The following is a 16113-nucleotide window of genomic DNA, read 5'->3' as shown; positions in this document are numbered from 1 at the left end:
AATTCCTTATCGGTGACGGCGCTGTGGCGGCTTATAACGCCCCGCAGACGGAGAGGCAAAGCCGATCAGGGCAGCGGACGATTTGCCGCTTCAAGCAAAACGCCTCCCCGCGGAAAGACCGGAGGGAGGCGCAAAATCGATGGATCGCAGCAGACCTTACTGGGCTGGCTTGACGACGATATTGCCGGTAACACCCGCATCGCGCAGCTGCTGGGCGATTTCCGGGGTTTCGCAGATGATCGTGCCATCTTCCAGATAGGTCACGCCCACGGTCGGGATCGGCATCATGTTCTCGTTCATGTTGTGCATGACCCAGAGCGAACCGGCCAGGATGATCAAAAGAAGGATCAGCGCCAGCAGCGCGGCCGCCATGGTAAAGCCCTCTTCCTGCGACGAGGACAGAAGCAGGAAATATTTCAGATGCACCAGGATCTGGGCAACGGCGCAGATCATGATCACCGTCAGCAGGAAGGCCTTGCTGGAGATCGCATCGGCCATGACAAGGCCGAAGGGGATGATGGTGAGCACGATGGCCAGCACAAAGCCGGTCATCAGGCTCTTCATGCTGCCATGGCCGTGGGAAACGTGTTGGTTGGCGCCACTCATAGAACAACTCCCGTGAGATAGACGAGCGAGAAGACACCGATCCAGACCAGGTCAAGGAAGTGCCAGAACATCGACAGCGTCGCAACGCGGCGGCGCATGGCCTCGCTCAGATTCTTGCGCGACAGCTGAAACAGAAGCGTGATCAGCCAGATCGTGCCGAAGGTCACATGCAGGCCGTGGGTGCCGACCAGGGTGAAATAGGCCGACAGGAAGGCCGAACGGTCCGGACCTGCGCCGATCTCGATGAAGTGATGGAATTCATAGAGTTCCATCGCCAGGAAGCCGATGGCAAAGAGCCCGGCAACAACCAGCCATTTCATCAGGCCGGCCTTGTCGCCCTTGTCCATCTTCAGCATGCCGACGCCGAAGGTGACCGAGGAGAACAGCAGCAACGCGGTTTCAATCAGCGCGAAGTCGAGTTCGAACAGGTCCTGCGGCGCCGGGCCGCCCGCATAGGAGCGGCCGAGCACGGCATAGGTTGCGAAGAGCGTGCCGAAAATCAGGCAGTCGCTCATCAGGTAGATCCAGAAGCCGAGCGCCGTCGGGCTGTCGTGATGGCCCTCGTGCTCGTCGTGGTGAGCGTCAGCCGTGGCGTGTGCACTCGTCATACGTAAGCCTCCTTGGCCTTGGCTTCGGTCTCGGCGACCACGTCGGCCGGGATGTAATAGTCACGATCGAAATTGAAGGTGTGGGCGATGATGGAGCCGACGGCGCCAAGGAAGGCGACGATGACGAGCCACCAGATATGCCACACCAGAGCAAAGCCGAGGATGAGGCAGATACCCGCCGGGATGATACCGGCCCAGGTATATTTCGGCATATGGATCGGCTTGTAGTCGGTCGGCCATTCAAAGCCGTCCTTCTTCATCTGCCAGAAGGCATCACGGCCGTGAACTTCGATCTCGCCCGGGAAGTTATAGGGCGGGCACGGCGAAGCGGTTGCCCATTCCAGCGTGCGGCCGTTCCACGGATCGGGACCGCATTTCAGCTGCTCGCGGTTCTTGATCGACACGAAGAGCTGGATAACCGTGCAGGCAATGCCGCAGGCGATCAGAAGCGCACCGAAGAAGGCGATGACGAAGTAGATCTGCCAGGACGCATCCGAATAGCTCTGCAGACGGCGGGTAACACCCATCAGACCGAGAACGTAAAGCGGCATGAAGGCGAAGTAGAAGCCGACAAACCAGAACCAGAAGGACCGGCGGCCCCACTTGTCGTCAAGGCGGAAGCCGAGCATTTTCGGCCACCAGTAGGTGTAGCCCGCCATCAGGCCGAAGACCACGCCGCCGATAATGACGTTATGGAAGTGGGCAATCAGGAAGAGCGTGTTGTGCAGCTGGAAGTCAGCCGGCGGAACAGCCAGCATGACGCCGGTCATGCCACCGATGGTGAAGGTGATCAGGAAGCCAACCGTCCAGTACATCGGGGTCTCAAAGCGAACCTTGCCGCGATAGAGCGTGAACAGCCAGTTGAAGATCTTCGCACCGGTCGGAACCGCGATCACCATCGTGGCAATACCGAAGAAGGTATTGACGTTGGCGCCCGACCCCATGGTGAAGAAGTGGTGGAGCCAGACGACGAAGGACAGAACCATGATGCAGGCCGTCGCATAAACCATCGAGCGATAGCCGAACAGCGGCTTGCCGGAGAAGGTGGCGACCACTTCGGAGAAGATGCCGAAGCAGGGCAGGATCAGGATGTAGACTTCCGGGTGGCCCCAGATCCAGATGAGGTTCACATACATCATCGGATTGCCGCCCATGTCATTCGTGAAGAAATGCATGCCGAAATAACGGTCAAGGGCGAGCATGGCCAGCGTTGCCGTCAGAACCGGGAAGGCTGCGACGATCAGAACATTGGCGCAAAGCGTGGTCCAGGTGAAGACCGGCATGCGCATCAGCGTCATGCCAGGGGCGCGCATCTTGAAGATGGTCGCGATCATGTTCACGCCCGATAGGGTCGTGCCTATGCCCGCTATTTGTAGCGCCCATATGTAATAGTCGACACCCACATCCGGTGAATAGGCAATCCCCGACAGCGGCGGCATGGCAAGCCAGCCGGTGCGCGAGAACAGGCCGATGAACAGCGACAGGTTGATCAGGATCGCGCCGGACACCGTCATCCAGAAGGAGAAGTTGTTCAGCCACGGAAAGGCAACGTCACGTGCGCCGATCTGCAGCGGCATGGCCACGTTCATCACCCCGACCAGCATGGCCATGGCGAAGAAGAAGATCATGATCGTGCCGTGAGCCGAGAAGATCTGGTCGAAGTGATGCGGTGGCAGATAGCCCTGCGCACCACCGGCGGCAATCGCCTGCTGGGTTCGCATCATGATGGCATCGGTGAAGCCGCGGAACAGCATGACCAGCGCCAGAACGATATACATGATACCGATCTTCTTGTGGTCGACCGAGGTGAACCACTCACTCCAGAGATAGCCCCACTTCTTGTAATAGGTGATCACGCCGAGAACGGCGAGACCGGCAATGACGACACCGGCGAAGGTGAAGTCGAGAATCAGGACATTATAGGGGATCTGTGACCAGTCCAGCTTGCCCAGCAAGAGGTGTTGAAGGTTTTCAGAGCTCATTCCTGCCTCGCCTTGTCATTGTTGAGCGTCGTGCCGTTCTTGATCAGCATGGCGGTCTGGTCGGGATTGCGGACATCGAGCGGGCCCTTGGTCGGCTCATCAGGATTGCCATGCAGAGTTTCCTGGAATTCGTGGCTGTCAAAGCCTTCGCCAGGGGTGAACTCGTCATAGACGTATTTTTCCTTGTCCTTGATGCCGTCAAGGCCGCCGCCGCCCATCATGTCCTGCATCATCATGTCACCGAGGCAGACCTTGCCCGGATCGACGCAGAGACCGACGATCTTGTCGAACAGGCCGTCAGCAACGCCATTATAATAGGAAACGCTGTTGGCAACGGAGGGCTTTTCAAGCACGCGGTAATTGTCGATCGAAAGATCGGAGCCCTGGCTCTTCACCTTGTCGACCCAGCTGTCGAAATTGTCCTCGTTGACCGCATAGGTCACGAAATCCATATGCGCGAAACCAGGGCCGGAATAATTGGCCGAGCGGCCATAATACTTGCCCGATTCGTCAGCAACGAAATGCAGCTTCGTCTCCATGCCAGCCATGGAATAGATCATGCCGGCAAGCGCGGGAACCGAGAAGGTGTTCATCACCGAGGTCGAGGTCAGCTTCATATTGACCGGGCGGCCCGTGGGTATCACCAGCTCATTGACCGAAGCAATGTTCAGCTCGGGATAGATGAACAGCCACTTCCAGTCCATCGAAACCGCCTCAACCTCGATCGGTTTGGCGTCGATATGGGCGAGCGGCTTATAGGGATCGAGCTTGTGGGTATAGATCCATGTCAGCGCGCCAAGCGCGATGATGATGAGAACAGGTACACCCCAGATAAATGCTTCGAAGACGGAAGAATGTTCGAATTCAGGATCATAATCATCGGTGTTCGGGCGCGAGGCGCGGTAACGCCAAGGCATGTAGACGCCCATGATCAGCACCGGAATGATGATGATCAGCATCAGGATCGTCGAGACCACCAGAAGGTCGCGTTCCTGTGCTGCTACCCAACCCGCAGGATTGAGAAGCACCAGCTGACAGCCCGAAAGGAGAAGCGCAAAAGGTAGAAGCAGCGCCGGTTTCAAAAACTTAAGAAGGTTCACAATCGTCTTCACTCTCTAGCGACATGCCGGAACCGCGCGGAGGATCCGGACTGGGTTGTCCCTTAGCACTTGACACTTTCGCGACCGCCGGTCCCCGCGACGGCTGCCATCATGCCAGAATGCACGTGAAAGTTATAATAAAGCCTATCTCCCCTTTCGGAGAGACAAGCGCTTTGCGGCCTCTTAACGCAGTTTTCAAGAAAACGTGAGTCCCGCCACTGTGGCATTTTGGCACAAGGCCGCATTTTCGTCATCCTTGTGACCGGATTTCATCACTCTTTTCGCCGTTTTTGAAGCCGTTTTTGACCAATATCAGGAAATTTACGTTCGTGCGGGACGACACACACCGTCGGCATTGACTCACATCAACCTTGTGACAGCCCCGTTCCCCGAACCGTACCGGCCGCCGACAAGGCCCGGCAATGCTTACGATTACGCCCGGACGGCCCCTGTTTTGACGTTCACGTCATTATAATCGACAAGGGCGCAAGGATATGCGACAATCTGACACATGCGACAATAATCGCATAACAAGAACATCGGGAGGAATTGAAATGTCTGGACTTTTCTTTTTGCCCTATGCGACCAGCGCTGCGGGTGTTTTGATTGGCGTCTATCTGACGACCGGAAAATACAAGTACAACCGCACCGATTATATCTTGCGTGCCGGGCTGATTTTTGTCGTCAACCTGGTGATTTCCTATCTTCTTGATTTCGCCTTTCCGCTGGAAAGCGCTGTCGGAGGCACGGGGCTTGCGCTCTCGACCGCCTATTATGTCGGGCTTTCGGCCTATGCCATCATCCCGGGGCTTGCTTTCGGGCGTTTCACCGTGTTCCGGGCCAATGACATGGGGCATCACAAGGATATCTGCTATCTCTCGGCGATCCCCTTCTTCTTCATCTATTTCATGCTGTTTGCCCATCGCCGCGATGCCGAAAGCAATGCTCCTCACAAGTTGGGAAAAGTCTGAGACACGGGCATGAACTGACGGCGCGCCCGACGCGCCGTTTCCTGGCGCAGCCATTGTGATCGCGCAGCAGCGCACGGCGCCTGCGCGGCAAGCGTGCGTGTGCCGCTCCCCGCGAAGCTCTTTGGTCCACGAAAAGCAGATGCCCGACTTGATTTTGTCGTTTCGCCTGCCTTGAATGTCATGGCGTAAGGGTATTTATCCTTGCGAAGCTGACATTTGTCCATTCAATCGTTTTAAATACAGTCTAGAATTGCAGCGATCTTCCGGCGATTTTTCCGGACATTCCCAAGGAGCTTTCCCATGGACGCAATCATTCAAGAGCTAAAGACGGCCGCCGAAAAGACCGGCGCGACCGACCTGCGCGCCGCCTTTGCAACTGATCCCGGCCGGTTTTCGCGCTACAGCATCCGTTTTGACGATCTGGTGATGGACTTCTCCAAATCGGCGGTCAATGACGAGATCCTCGCACTTCTGGAGACGCTCGCCGACAAGGCCGGTGTTACCGAGAAGCGTGCGGCGATGTTTGCCGGCGAGAAAATCAACCTGACCGAGGACCGTGCCGTTCTGCACACCGCGCTGCGCAACCGCTCCAACACGCCGGTTCTGGTCGATGGCGCCGATGTCATGCCGGATGTCAATGCCGTACTCGACGCCATGGGCGTCTTTGCCGAGGCGATCCGCTCGGGCGCGCTGACCGGTGCGACCGGCAAGGCTTTCACCGACGTCGTCAATATCGGCATTGGCGGCTCCGATCTCGGCCCCGCCATGACGACGCTGGCGCTGGCGCCTTTCCATGATGGCCCGAAGCTCCATTACGTATCCAATGTTGACGGCGCCCATATCGCCGACACGATCAAGGAACTCGATCCGGCGACGACCCTGTTCATCGTGGCCTCCAAGACCTTCACCACAATCGAGACAATGACCAACGCCGGGACGGCGCGTGCCTTCATTGCCGATGCGCTGGGTGAAGAGGCTGTCGGCGCCCATTTTGCTGCCGTTTCAACGGCACTCGACAAGGTCGCCGCCTTCGGCATCGCCGAAGACCGGATCTTCGGTTTCTGGGATTGGGTCGGCGGGCGCTACTCGATCTGGTCGGCGATCGGCCTGCCGCTGATGATCGCCATCGGCAAGGCTGATTTCCTCGGCTTCCTCGACGGCGCCCATGCGATGGACAATCATTTCCGAACCGCGCCGACACGTGAGAACCTGCCCTTCATGCTCGGTCTTCTCGGCTTTTACCAGCGGGTCGTGCTCGGCTATCCGTCGCGCGCGGTCATTCCCTATGATCAGCGCCTGTCACGCTTTGCCGCCTATCTGCAGCAGCTCGACATGGAATCCAACGGCAAGTCGGTGACAATCGATTCCAAGGATGTAACGACGCCGACGGGCCCGATCGTCTGGGGCGAGCCCGGAACCAATGGCCAGCACGCCTTCTTCCAGCTGCTGCACCAGGGCACCAATATCATCCCGATCGAGTTCATGATTGCTGCCAATGGTTTCGAGCCGAAACTCAGGCATCAGCACCAGCTGTTGATGGCCAATTGCCTGGCCCAGTCAGAAGCACTGATGAAGGGCCGTTCGCTGGAAGAGGCCAAGGGCCAGCTTCTGGCCAAGGGCGCCGATGAGGCGACGGCGGCCAAGATCGGTCCGCACCGGGTCTTTTCCGGCAACCGCCCGTCAATCACCTTTGTCTATGACAGCCTGACGCCCTTCGCACTTGGCCGCCTGATCGCGCTTTATGAACATCGTGTCTTTGTCGAAGGCGCGCTGTTCAACATCAATTCCTTTGATCAGTGGGGCGTGGAACTCGGCAAGGAGCTTGCAACCGGGCTTCTGCCGGTCGTTTCGGGAACCGAAACGGCAGACGGACACGACAGCTCGACCAAGGGGCTTGTCGCAACACTGCTTTCAATGGCGCGATAGCACATACGGAAACAGCCCGTGGCGGTTTTCCGCCACGGGCTATCCCCAGGAGATGAAAAAGGCGGCGTCAAACCGCCCTTTTCCAAGGATCAATCAGCGGACCGGCACGTTCAGTGGCCCGCCAAGTGATCAATGCAATCTCTTAGTCGTTCTGCTGAGCCTGGTAGACAAGCTTCAGAGAACCGTCCTGCTGCACCTTGTAGACGTAGTTGGTCGTGTTGCCATACTGGTTCTGACCGGAGATCTCGACGACGCTGCCGGCGGGGGACTTGGTCAGCGGGCTTGCATTCGGAGCAACCGGCTGAGCGGCGAAAGCGGCAGGGGCGGCGATGAGGCCGGCAACGAGTGCGGCCGAAGCAATCTTCATGTTCATGATATTTCTCCTTGGGTGCTCCCACCCTCTGTGACCGGGGTTTGATCGGGAGCCTTCATTTTTATTGGACGGGACTGAGGGCCGGCGGAAATCCGCCGTTGCCGATCAGTTGTCGCTGTCTTCAACCGTGTTCTGGAACTCGAGCTTCAGCGAACCGTCCTGCTGGACCTTGTAGACGTAGTTGGTTTCATTGCCGAACTGGTTCTGGCCAGTGATTTCAACAACGCTGCCGGCAGGGGATTTGGTCAGGTGCGTCGCATTCGGGGCAACCGGAGCAACCGGCTGGGCGGCAAAAGCGGCAGGGGCGGCGATGAGGCCTGCAACAAGTGCGGCCGAAGCAATCTTCATGTTCATTGTATTTCTCCTTGGGTGCTCCCACCCTCAGTGACCGGGGTTTGATCGGGAGCCTTCATCTTTATTGGACGGGACTGAGGGCCGGCGGAACTCCGCCATTGCCGATCAGTTGTCGCTGTCTTCAACCGTGTTCTGGAACTCGAGCTTCAGCGAACCGTCCTGCTGGACCTTGTAGACGTAGTTGGTTTCATTGCCGAACTGGTTCTGGCCAGTGATTTCAACAACGCTGCCGGCAGGGGACTTGGTCAGGTGCGTCGCATTCGGAGCAACCGGAGCAACCGGCTGGGCGGCAAAAGCGGCAGGGGCAGCGATAAGGCCAGCGGCAAGCGCGGCCGATACAATCTTCATGTTCATTTTATCTCTCCTTGGGTGCTCCCGCCCTCTGTGTCCGGGGCTTGATCGGGAGCTGTCGTTGCGACCGGGATCTTTGGCAGGCTCAATGCCTCTCAAGATCAACGGTCGCTGTCGTTGATCGCTTCCTGGAAGATGAGCTTCAACGAGCCGTCTGGCTGGACGCGATAGTAGAAATTGGTCTCATTACCAGCCTTGTTCGTGCCAACGATCGTGACCACACTGCCCGGAGGCGATTTGGTCAGATGTGCCGCATCCGGTGCCACCGGGTTATCTGACTGGGCGGCAAGGGCGAACGGAGCTGCGACAAGGGCAGCAGCAAATGCGGCGGATGCAATCAGCTTCTTCATGATGATGCTCCTTATTTGCCTCGCTGTTCCTTAAAACGGGGCACAGCGATTAGAGTTCCAATTTGTTACAAGATCAATCAGTCGTTCTGCTGAGCCGCAAAGACGAGCTTCAGCGAGCCGTCCTGCTGAACCTTGTAGACGTAGTTAGTCGTGTTGCCATACTGGTTCTGGCCGGAAATCTCGACGACGCTGCCAGCGGGCGACTTGGTCAGGTGGCTGGCGTCGGGGGCAACCGGAGAAACAGGCTGAGCGGCGAAAGCGGCCGGAGCAAGCGCAATGCTTGAGACAACGGCGAGCGAAGCAATAATCTTGGTCATTTCCATCTCCTTGGGTGTGCAGCCTTGGTTTGCGCCGCGCTGCACTTGTTTGTTTGTTCGATTGATTAAATAGGAAAGGAAAACTGCCTTAACAAGTCGAAAATTGTAATCGCATTGTTCACAAAATTCGTGACTGCGCTGAAAAAATGAGCAATTGCACGATCAGTGGCCACACGCCCACGGACTCTGCATGCTCGCCATATAATTGATTTTAAATACTTATTTTCAATATGCCAAAGATATGAACAACAGGCCCTGACAAGATCGGACCGGGTTTGAAAAAAATCAGATTGGGTGAAAATTCGCCGAAAACCGAACGACCCGCATGAAAAAAGGGCCTGGCGAAAGCCGCCAGACCCCTCGATTTGTTACCGAACTTTGCTGAAATCAGGCATCAAGCTTGGCAGAAACGATGGTGCGCAGCTTGCCGAGGTCCTTGGCGAAGTTACGGATACCTTCAGCCAGCTTCTCGGTGGCCATGGCATCCTCGTTCAGCATCCAGCGGAACGTCTTTTCGTCCATGTCGATCTTGGGCTCGTCGGTAATCTTTTCCGGCGACAGCACGCGCGGCAGATCGCCCTGGTCATTGGCGAGCTCTTCGAGAAGGTTCGGCGCAATTGTCAGGCGGTCGCAACCGGCCAGACCTTCGATTTCGCCGATATTGCGGAAGGAAGCGCCCATGACGACGGTCTTGATGTCGTTGGACTTGTAGTAGTTGTAGATCGAACGGACGGAAAGCACGCCCGGATCGGTTTCGGTCGTGTAGGTTTCGCCGGTGTCCTTCTTGTACCAGTCGAGGATGCGGCCGACGAAGGGCGAGATCAGGAAAGCGCCGGCATCAGCGCAGGCAATGGCCTGGCATTTGGAGAAGAGCAGCGTCAGATTGCAGTCAATGCCTTCCTTCTGCAGCACTTCGCAGGCGCGGATGCCTTCCCAGGTGGAGGCAAGCTTGATCAGGATGCGGTCGCGGGTAATGCCGCGGGCTTCATAGGCGGCGATGATTTCATGCGCCTTGTCGATCGAAGCCGCGACATTGAAGGACAGGTCAGCGTCAACTTCGGTCGAAACGCGGCCGGGAACGATCTTGACGAGGGCTTCGCCGACATCGATGGCCAGACGGCTGGCGACGGCGCCGATGACGGCTTCCTTGTCGCCGCCCTGGCTTTTGCCCCACTTGACCGCGCTTTCAACGGCATCGGCGAACATTTCGGTCGAAAGCGCCTTCAGAACAATGCTTGGATTGGTGGTGCAATCGACCGGCTTGATCCGGGCAACTGCTTCAATGTCACCGGTATCGGCAACAACCGTGGTCATTTCGCGCAATTGGTCAAGTTTAGAGGTCATGATGATTTCCTTCATATCTCTTGCCGGCAAACCCATTTTGAACGGTCGGGCGCGGCGAGCCTCCCGGGCCGCTTCAACAGCAGCAACGCCCTATCCAATGGATAGCGCGCTGTGATGTTTGTTGCATGACTGTTGGCAATAAAAGGCGCCGGACGCAAGGCCAGGTTTGACAACAAACGGCATCGGGCATGCGGCTCACCCGTCATTTCCAAGTCAACACATCATATCAATCGATTTAGATGACGGTTTGACCGCGCTCAAGTCCATGTAGGGAAATTTTCACGTCACAGCTGCCCCTGCTCCCAGCCGAGCATTGCCCGTTTGCGGGTGATCCCCCAGTGATAGCCGGTCAGCGCCCCGCTTTTGCCGAGTGCGCGATGGCAGGGCACGACAAAGGAGACGGGGTTGCGGCCAACCGCCGCGCCAACGGCGCGTGAGGCCTTGGGCTGGCCGATATCACCGGCAATATCGGAATAGGTGACGGCACGGCCCATGGGGATCTGCAACAGCCGCTCCCAGACCTTGACCTGAAAATCGGTTCCGATCAGCACCACCCGCAACGGCTTGTCCGCCGACCATTCGGCCGGATTGAAGATGCGCGCGGCATAGCGGGCGGCAAGCGCATCATCGGCGATATAGGTCGCCTCCGGCCAGCGGCTGGCCATATCGTCAAAGGCGGCCTGTTCCTCACCCGGATCAGCAAAGGCAAGGCCGGCAAGGCCGCGCCGGGTCGCCATGACGAGCGCCTGACCGAAGGGCGAGGCAGCAAAGCCATAGCGGATTTCAAGTCCGGCACCGCGCGCCTTCCACTCACCCGGCGACATCGCCTCATGGGTGACGAAGAGATCATGAAGCCGGCCGGGACCGGACAGGCCGACTTCATAGGAGGCTTCCAGCAGCGGCAATTGCTCGGCCCCCAAAAGCCGTTTGGCATGGTTCAGCGTCACGGCCTGCAGAAAGGCCTTGGGCGAAAGCCCGGCCCAGCGGCTGAAGGTTTTCTGCAGCACGCTTTGACTGAGGCCGAGACTGGCCGCAATTTCCTCAAGGCCCGGCTGATCGCGATAATCCTCGCTGATCAGCGCGATCACATCGCAGATGATCCGGTAATCATCGCCGGCGGGCGTAATGTCCGTTGCGGGGCCTGTCATGCGTTCCAGATGGGCATTCATCTCACGTTCTCCTGCGGAAATGCGAGCAAAGCACGCCGGTGGACATGCCGCCACCCGTTTCTTGCCGGAGGCTCAGATCCGCCGTGTCACGCTGGCAAGAGCGGCCCGGAATGCATGCGCAAAACTCTCGCGCTCTTCCGGGTTGAGGAAGGCGCCGATCTCCGTCCCCTCGCCTCTCGCGGCAATCCGCATGGCGACAATGCCGATACCGGCCGAACGGTCCACATCCAGCCGCGCGCCAAAGGGGTTGAAGCGTCGCTCTTCCAGCCTCCCGGAGGGGAAAAGGCGGCGCACCAGGATGGTCTCGCGGCTGACAAAAACGGCCTCGCGCATGCGTGCAGCGCGATTGGAGACGGCAAAGGCAGTGATGATGGCCGCGACCGGCAGCACCGCAAAAAGCGCGATCGGCCAGGCGCCCTGATGCAGGAAAGCGATCAATTCAGTCATAGCGACAAGCCCCGAAAGCCCGATCAGAGCGCGAAAACCCTTGCGCCCCAGCGACCGATGGGGGAAAAGTTCCGCCGAAAAGACGGGCGGATCGCCGGAAATGTCGATTACGTGCTCGCTCATGGGAACTTGAGAATGATCAAAAAAGCCAGACCCGTATCCAGCACCGCCAGCGCCCGAAAGTCAAATCCTTCAAAGCGAGCATCGGCAAAGACGAAGCTGACATCTTATACGCCTGAGGAAATCCGCGAGATCTTTCGCCGGTTTTCGATCCAGCGGCCGGAACCCAAGGGCGAGCTGGACCACACCAATGCCTTCACGCTTCTGGTCGCCGTGGCGCTTTCCGCGCAGGCCACCGATGTCGGGGTCAACAAGGCGACGCGGGCGCTTTTTGCCGTGGTCGACACGCCGCAGCAAATGCTTGATCTCGGCGAGGAACGGCTGATCGGCTATATTAAGACCATCGGGCTTTACCGCAACAAGGCGAAGAATGTCATCGCCATGAGCCAGAAGCTGATAACCGATTTCGGCGGCGAGGTGCCAAAGACGCGGGAAGAACTGGTGACGCTGCCCGGCGTTGGCCGCAAGACCGCCAATGTCGTGATGTCGATGGCCTTTGGCATTGCCACCATCGCCGTCGACACGCACATTTTCCGGATCGCCAACCGGATCGGCCTTGCCCCCGGACCGACACCGGACAAGGTGGAGGCAAGCCTCGAAAAGGTGATCCCGCCGGACTACCTGTTCCACGCCCATCACTGGCTGATCCTGCATGGCCGCTATTGCTGCAAGGCGCGCAAGCCAGACTGTCAGGCCTGCGTGATCGCAGATCTCTGCAAGGCGGCCGAAAAAACGTCGGAAATGCCAGCGCCGCTGGTGCCGCTCACCTGAGCCTCAGCCGCCAGGCAGGCCCTGACGCGCTGATCTGAACAAGGGCGACATCGGGAACATTATACATCAAGCCCGTTACCGGCAAGGATTTCGATCCCCGCATGATGAGCCTTTGTGTCGGAAGCAGGATCAGTTCATTGCATTATAATCGTTGATAAACTTGGCCTGTTCCGGCGTTGCCGACTTCATCCAGCCGTCCGGCATGAGGGCACCGACTTTGCTCATCTTGATCATCGCCGCTTCGCCGGCGTCACTAACCGTCATGCCCTTAGGCGATCAGGGCCCCTTGATCCTTGGCCAGCGACTGCATCAGGGCAAAGCGGTTCTTCTCCGCATCGGCAGCAGCGGCCATGGCACCTGTCCCGTCTGCACGGCGCGGATCATGCCGGGGTGACAAAAGCGCTCCGTTCGGTCATTGAACGGTCAAGGATCATTCCTATGCTCGGAGAAAACGGGAGGACCTCATGGCCGAATTCAGCGATCTCACCGACATCGACGATCTGTGGAGCCTGCATGACCGCGTCTTTGCACTGCGCGGCATGGTGCTGAGCGAGGCACAGGCGATCCTGACCGGCTTCGGCCCTGACGCAACCGCCATGCCGGAAATGCGCAACCTCGCCCATTATCTGGCACTGCGCCATCATGATCTGCGGCCGTTGCAAAAAGCGCTGATGCGCCATGGCCTCTCCTCACTCGGACGGCTTGAAGCCCGTGTTCTGCCAACGCTTGATGCCGTGCTTGTGGCGCTTGCAGCCCTTGCCGGGCGCGACAGCGCCGCTATTTTGCCGGACCAGAGCGACTTCTTTGATGGTGAACGACGGCTGGAAGAAGCCGCTGATCTGATGTTCGGCCGGCCGGGCGGCGCGCGGCGCAGCCGCATCATGGTGACCCTGCCTCAAGACGCTGCGACAGACCCGGCGCTTCTGAGCGATCTTGCCCGGCGCGGCATGGATATCGCCCGGATCAACTGCGCCCATGACAGTCCTGAGGATTGGGCAGCCATGGCCGCCAATCTTGAGACCGCCCGCAAGGTGACCGGACGGCGATTGCATCTGATGATGGATATTGCCGGGCCGAAAATCCGCACCGGCAACGTGGCAACGGCAGAAAGGAAGATCAGGATCGAGACCGGCGAGAGGATCCGCCTTCTGACCGGCGATATCCCGCGCATTGACGAAACCATCCGGTTTTCCGCCTGTGTTTCACTGCCGGAAATGGTGACGCGGCTAAAGGTCGGTGACCGGCTGCTCTATGATGACGGCAAGATGGAAGCGGTGGTTGAAAGCATCAGCGACAACGAGGCGATCATTCGCGCCGTGCGGGTCAAGGCCGGTGGGGTGAAGCTGAAACCGGAAAAGGGGCTGAACCTGCCTGACACGGCGCTCGGCCTGTCGCCCCTCACCGCCAAGGACGAGGCCGATATCAAAAGCGTGATCGGCCTTGCCGATATGATCGGCTATTCCTTCGTCTCGCGGCCGGAAGATCTCGACCTTCTCGACCGGGAACTGTCTGCCGGGGGTGCGGCCAATCCCGGCCTTGGCGTGGTGGCGAAGATCGAACGGCCAGAGGCGGTGAAAAACCTGCCGGCGCTGATTGCCCGCGCTGCCGGAAAACGCCCCTTTGCGGTGATGATCGCCCGCGGCGACCTTGCCGCCGAAATCGGCTTCGAACGGCTGGCGGAGATGCAGGAGGAGATATTGTGGATCTGCGAGGCGGCCAGCGTGCCGGTAATCTGGGCCACCCAGGTGCTGGAAAGCCTGGTCAAATCCGGCGTTCCCTCACGCGGCGAGATGACCGATGCCGCCATGGGCGCACGCGCCGAATGCGTGATGCTGAACAAGGGCCCGGCGATCGGCGAAGCCGTTTCCGTGCTCGACCGCCTGCTCACCCGCATGGATGCCCACATCTTCAAGAAGACGCCCGAATTGCGGGCGCTGAAGAGTTGGTAGAAACTTCAACAACAGACCTCCACCGCCCTCGATCCAAAATTCGGAAAGGCTGCAGCCATGCATTGCTTGCGCATCTATGCCACGCCAGACGGGGAATCTCATTTTGGCGAGATCGATCTGCCGACAACCAAGACCGCCGTGCATCCGGATGCGGTTGCCTTCGACGTCACCGCCAGCTATCCGGCATCACGCATGCGCATCACCCACATTCCGGCCGGCATGCGCGAAGTTGCCTGGCACACCGTTCCGGAACCGGTTCTGACAGTACGGCTCGACGGTGCGGTTGAATATGAAACAAGCGACGGCGCGGTTCGCCACGTCACCGCCGGGACATTCGTGCTGGTTGAGGACACGCATGGCAAGGGACATCTCTCCCGTCATTCGCCAGAAGCGCAGACCGTGATCTGGATTTCACTGCCGAATGGCCTGGCCCCGCCATCCGCCTGAAACGCTGGGGAATATTCTTCATCACCCCCTGAGGCTGACCTTTGACAGGGCGGCGAGGTCCTCATTGCCGTGTCCCTCGTCGATACCTTGCGCGATCCGGTCACGCAGAAGCGCAATCAGCGGCACGTCGGCATCGGAACCGGCCGCCGCCAGCGCCAGACGGATATCCTTGGCGGCAAGGGTGAGCGTAAAGCCGACGCTGTCATCGCCGCTGATGATCTTGGCGCCATACCCCTTGTAGACCGGCGCCGAAAACAGCGTATTGAGCATGATATCAAGAAAGGCGGCGCGCGAGACACCATAGGTCTCGGAAATGGCCGCGGCCTCGGCCATCGCCTCCACTGCATTGACCAGCATGGCGTTGCCGGAAAGCTTTACCGCGCTTGCCATTTCGGGTCTTTCGCCGACGATATAGGTCTTCTGGCCGATCAGGTCGAGAACCGGCCTTGCCCTTGCGATGACCGCAGCATCCCCGGCGGCGATGATATTGAGCTTGCCAGCCGCTGCCACATCGGGGCGGCCAAAAACCGGCGCCATCAGGAAGTTAAGACCGAGACGGGCATGAAGGCCGGTCAGTTCAGCGGCAAAGCCGGTCGAGATCGTCGACATGACGATGTGGATCGCGTTCTTGCCTGCCCTTTCCAGAGCGCCGCTGTCGAGAAGGGCGGCACGGATTGCATCATCATCGGACAGCATGGTGATCACCACATCGGCATCAAAGGCATCGGCCGGATCGCCAAGCACGCCCACGCCATCAAGCGTGACGCCGGAGCGGTTCCAGGCGCTGACCTGGCAGGCGCCGGTTCCGGCCAGATGGGCGGCAATGGCGCGGCCCATATGACCAAGTCCGATAAGAGCGATGTTGAGCATTCTGGGATCCTCTGGCAATGGTCGCTGCCGTCACCTGCGACAGGACGGGGTTTGCCGC

The 16113-nt window shown here is 58.8% G+C and carries 20 protein-coding genes; 5 read left to right on the top strand and 15 right to left on the bottom strand.

Annotated features, from left to right (window positions below):
- Positions 1–156: 156 nt before the first annotated feature.
- The 4 genes from cyoD to cyoA are packed head-to-tail and all read right to left on the bottom strand — an operon-like array spanning position 157 to position 4296.
- Positions 157–606, bottom strand: a complete 450-nt coding sequence (gene cyoD, locus FJU08_RS17230; protein WP_141150266.1) for a cytochrome o ubiquinol oxidase subunit IV — start codon at positions 604–606, stop codon at positions 157–159.
- Positions 603–1214: a cytochrome o ubiquinol oxidase subunit III gene (gene cyoC, locus FJU08_RS17225; protein ID WP_141150265.1), complete on the bottom strand. Its 612-nt coding sequence runs from the start codon at positions 1212–1214 to the stop codon at positions 603–605. The genes cyoD and cyoC overlap by 4 nt, the downstream gene beginning before the upstream one ends.
- Positions 1211–3196 carry a cytochrome o ubiquinol oxidase subunit I gene (gene cyoB, locus FJU08_RS17220; protein WP_141150264.1) on the bottom strand — a complete coding sequence of 662 codons (1986 nt, stop codon included), beginning with the start codon at positions 3194–3196 and terminating at the stop codon, positions 1211–1213. The genes cyoC and cyoB overlap by 4 nt, the downstream gene beginning before the upstream one ends.
- The gene (gene cyoA, locus FJU08_RS17215) at positions 3193–4296 is read right to left on the bottom strand and encodes a ubiquinol oxidase subunit II (protein WP_235890776.1); all 1104 of its coding nucleotides are present in this window, start codon (positions 4294–4296) and stop codon (positions 3193–3195) included. The genes cyoB and cyoA overlap by 4 nt, the downstream gene beginning before the upstream one ends.
- Positions 4297–4850: 554 nt before the next feature.
- Here cyoA and FJU08_RS17210 point away from each other — a divergent pair.
- Entirely contained in the window at positions 4851–5267 is a 417-nt protein-coding gene (locus FJU08_RS17210; RefSeq protein ID WP_141150263.1) for a hypothetical protein, read from the top strand.
- Between the two features lie 300 nt (positions 5268–5567).
- On the top strand, positions 5568–7193 hold the full coding sequence (pgi, locus tag FJU08_RS17205; RefSeq protein ID WP_141150262.1) for a glucose-6-phosphate isomerase: 1626 nt from the start codon (positions 5568–5570) through the stop codon (positions 7191–7193).
- Between the two features lie 142 nt (positions 7194–7335).
- Here pgi and FJU08_RS17200 read toward each other — a convergent pair whose 3' ends face one another.
- The 8 genes from FJU08_RS17200 to FJU08_RS17165 all read right to left on the bottom strand — a co-directional run bounded on the left by FJU08_RS17200 (position 7336) and on the right by FJU08_RS17165 (position 12021).
- On the bottom strand, positions 7336–7566 hold the full coding sequence (locus FJU08_RS17200) for a hypothetical protein (RefSeq protein WP_141150261.1): 231 nt from the start codon (positions 7564–7566) through the stop codon (positions 7336–7338).
- Positions 7567–7671: 105 nt separating this feature from the next.
- Positions 7672–7920 carry a hypothetical protein gene (locus tag FJU08_RS17195; RefSeq protein ID WP_141150260.1) on the bottom strand — a complete coding sequence of 83 codons (249 nt, stop codon included), beginning with the start codon at positions 7918–7920 and terminating at the stop codon, positions 7672–7674.
- Positions 7921–8025: 105 nt separating this feature from the next.
- Positions 8026–8274 carry a hypothetical protein gene (locus tag FJU08_RS17190; protein WP_141150259.1) on the bottom strand — a complete coding sequence of 83 codons (249 nt, stop codon included), beginning with the start codon at positions 8272–8274 and terminating at the stop codon, positions 8026–8028.
- A gap of 98 nt (positions 8275–8372) precedes the next feature.
- A complete protein-coding gene (locus tag FJU08_RS17185; protein WP_141150258.1) occupies positions 8373–8621 on the bottom strand; it encodes a hypothetical protein in 249 nt (82 codons plus the stop codon).
- A 77-nt stretch (positions 8622–8698) separates the two neighbouring features.
- Entirely contained in the window at positions 8699–8938 is a 240-nt protein-coding gene (locus FJU08_RS17180; protein WP_141150257.1) for a hypothetical protein, read from the bottom strand.
- Between the two features lie 387 nt (positions 8939–9325).
- On the bottom strand, positions 9326–10282 hold the full coding sequence (gene tal / locus FJU08_RS17175) for a transaldolase (RefSeq protein ID WP_141150256.1): 957 nt from the start codon (positions 10280–10282) through the stop codon (positions 9326–9328).
- Positions 10283–10566: 284 nt separating this feature from the next.
- Positions 10567–11451: a methylated-DNA--[protein]-cysteine S-methyltransferase gene (locus tag FJU08_RS17170; RefSeq protein WP_141150255.1), complete on the bottom strand. Its 885-nt coding sequence runs from the start codon at positions 11449–11451 to the stop codon at positions 10567–10569.
- 72 nt (positions 11452–11523) lie between these two features.
- On the bottom strand, positions 11524–12021 hold the full coding sequence (locus FJU08_RS17165; RefSeq protein ID WP_181409897.1) for a DUF2244 domain-containing protein: 498 nt from the start codon (positions 12019–12021) through the stop codon (positions 11524–11526).
- A 15-nt stretch (positions 12022–12036) separates the two neighbouring features.
- On the opposite strand from FJU08_RS17165, the gene nth reads away from it, so the two are divergent.
- Positions 12037–12789: an endonuclease III gene (gene nth, locus FJU08_RS17160; protein ID WP_141150354.1), complete on the top strand. Its 753-nt coding sequence runs from the start codon at positions 12037–12039 to the stop codon at positions 12787–12789.
- 129 nt (positions 12790–12918) lie between these two features.
- On the opposite strand, the gene FJU08_RS23225 is transcribed toward nth, so the two are convergent.
- On the bottom strand, positions 12919–13053 hold the full coding sequence (locus tag FJU08_RS23225) for a hypothetical protein (protein ID WP_268932142.1): 135 nt from the start codon (positions 13051–13053) through the stop codon (positions 12919–12921).
- Positions 13054–13057: 4 nt separating this feature from the next.
- Entirely contained in the window at positions 13058–13186 is a 129-nt protein-coding gene (locus FJU08_RS23220; protein ID WP_268932141.1) for a hypothetical protein, read from the bottom strand.
- Between the two features lie 67 nt (positions 13187–13253).
- On the opposite strand from FJU08_RS23220, the gene FJU08_RS17155 reads away from it, so the two are divergent.
- Positions 13254–14738, top strand: a complete 1485-nt coding sequence (locus tag FJU08_RS17155; protein ID WP_141150254.1) for a pyruvate kinase — start codon at positions 13254–13256, stop codon at positions 14736–14738.
- A gap of 57 nt (positions 14739–14795) precedes the next feature.
- Positions 14796–15185 carry a cupin domain-containing protein gene (locus FJU08_RS17150; RefSeq protein WP_141150253.1) on the top strand — a complete coding sequence of 130 codons (390 nt, stop codon included), beginning with the start codon at positions 14796–14798 and terminating at the stop codon, positions 15183–15185.
- A 21-nt stretch (positions 15186–15206) separates the two neighbouring features.
- Here the strand turns inward: FJU08_RS17150 and FJU08_RS17145 are convergent, their stop codons facing one another.
- Positions 15207–16055 (bottom strand): NAD(P)-dependent oxidoreductase, encoded by an 849-nt coding sequence (locus tag FJU08_RS17145; protein WP_141150252.1) that lies wholly within the window; start codon positions 16053–16055, stop codon positions 15207–15209.
- Between the last annotated feature and the right edge of the window lie 58 nt (positions 16056–16113).

This window comes from Martelella alba (genome assembly GCF_006516955.1).
In the GTDB taxonomy this organism is placed as follows: domain Bacteria; phylum Pseudomonadota; class Alphaproteobacteria; order Rhizobiales; family Rhizobiaceae; genus Martelella; species Martelella alba.
The sequence above is the reverse complement of the archived record's forward strand: the minus strand, read 5'-3'. Positions and strand labels throughout refer to the sequence as shown.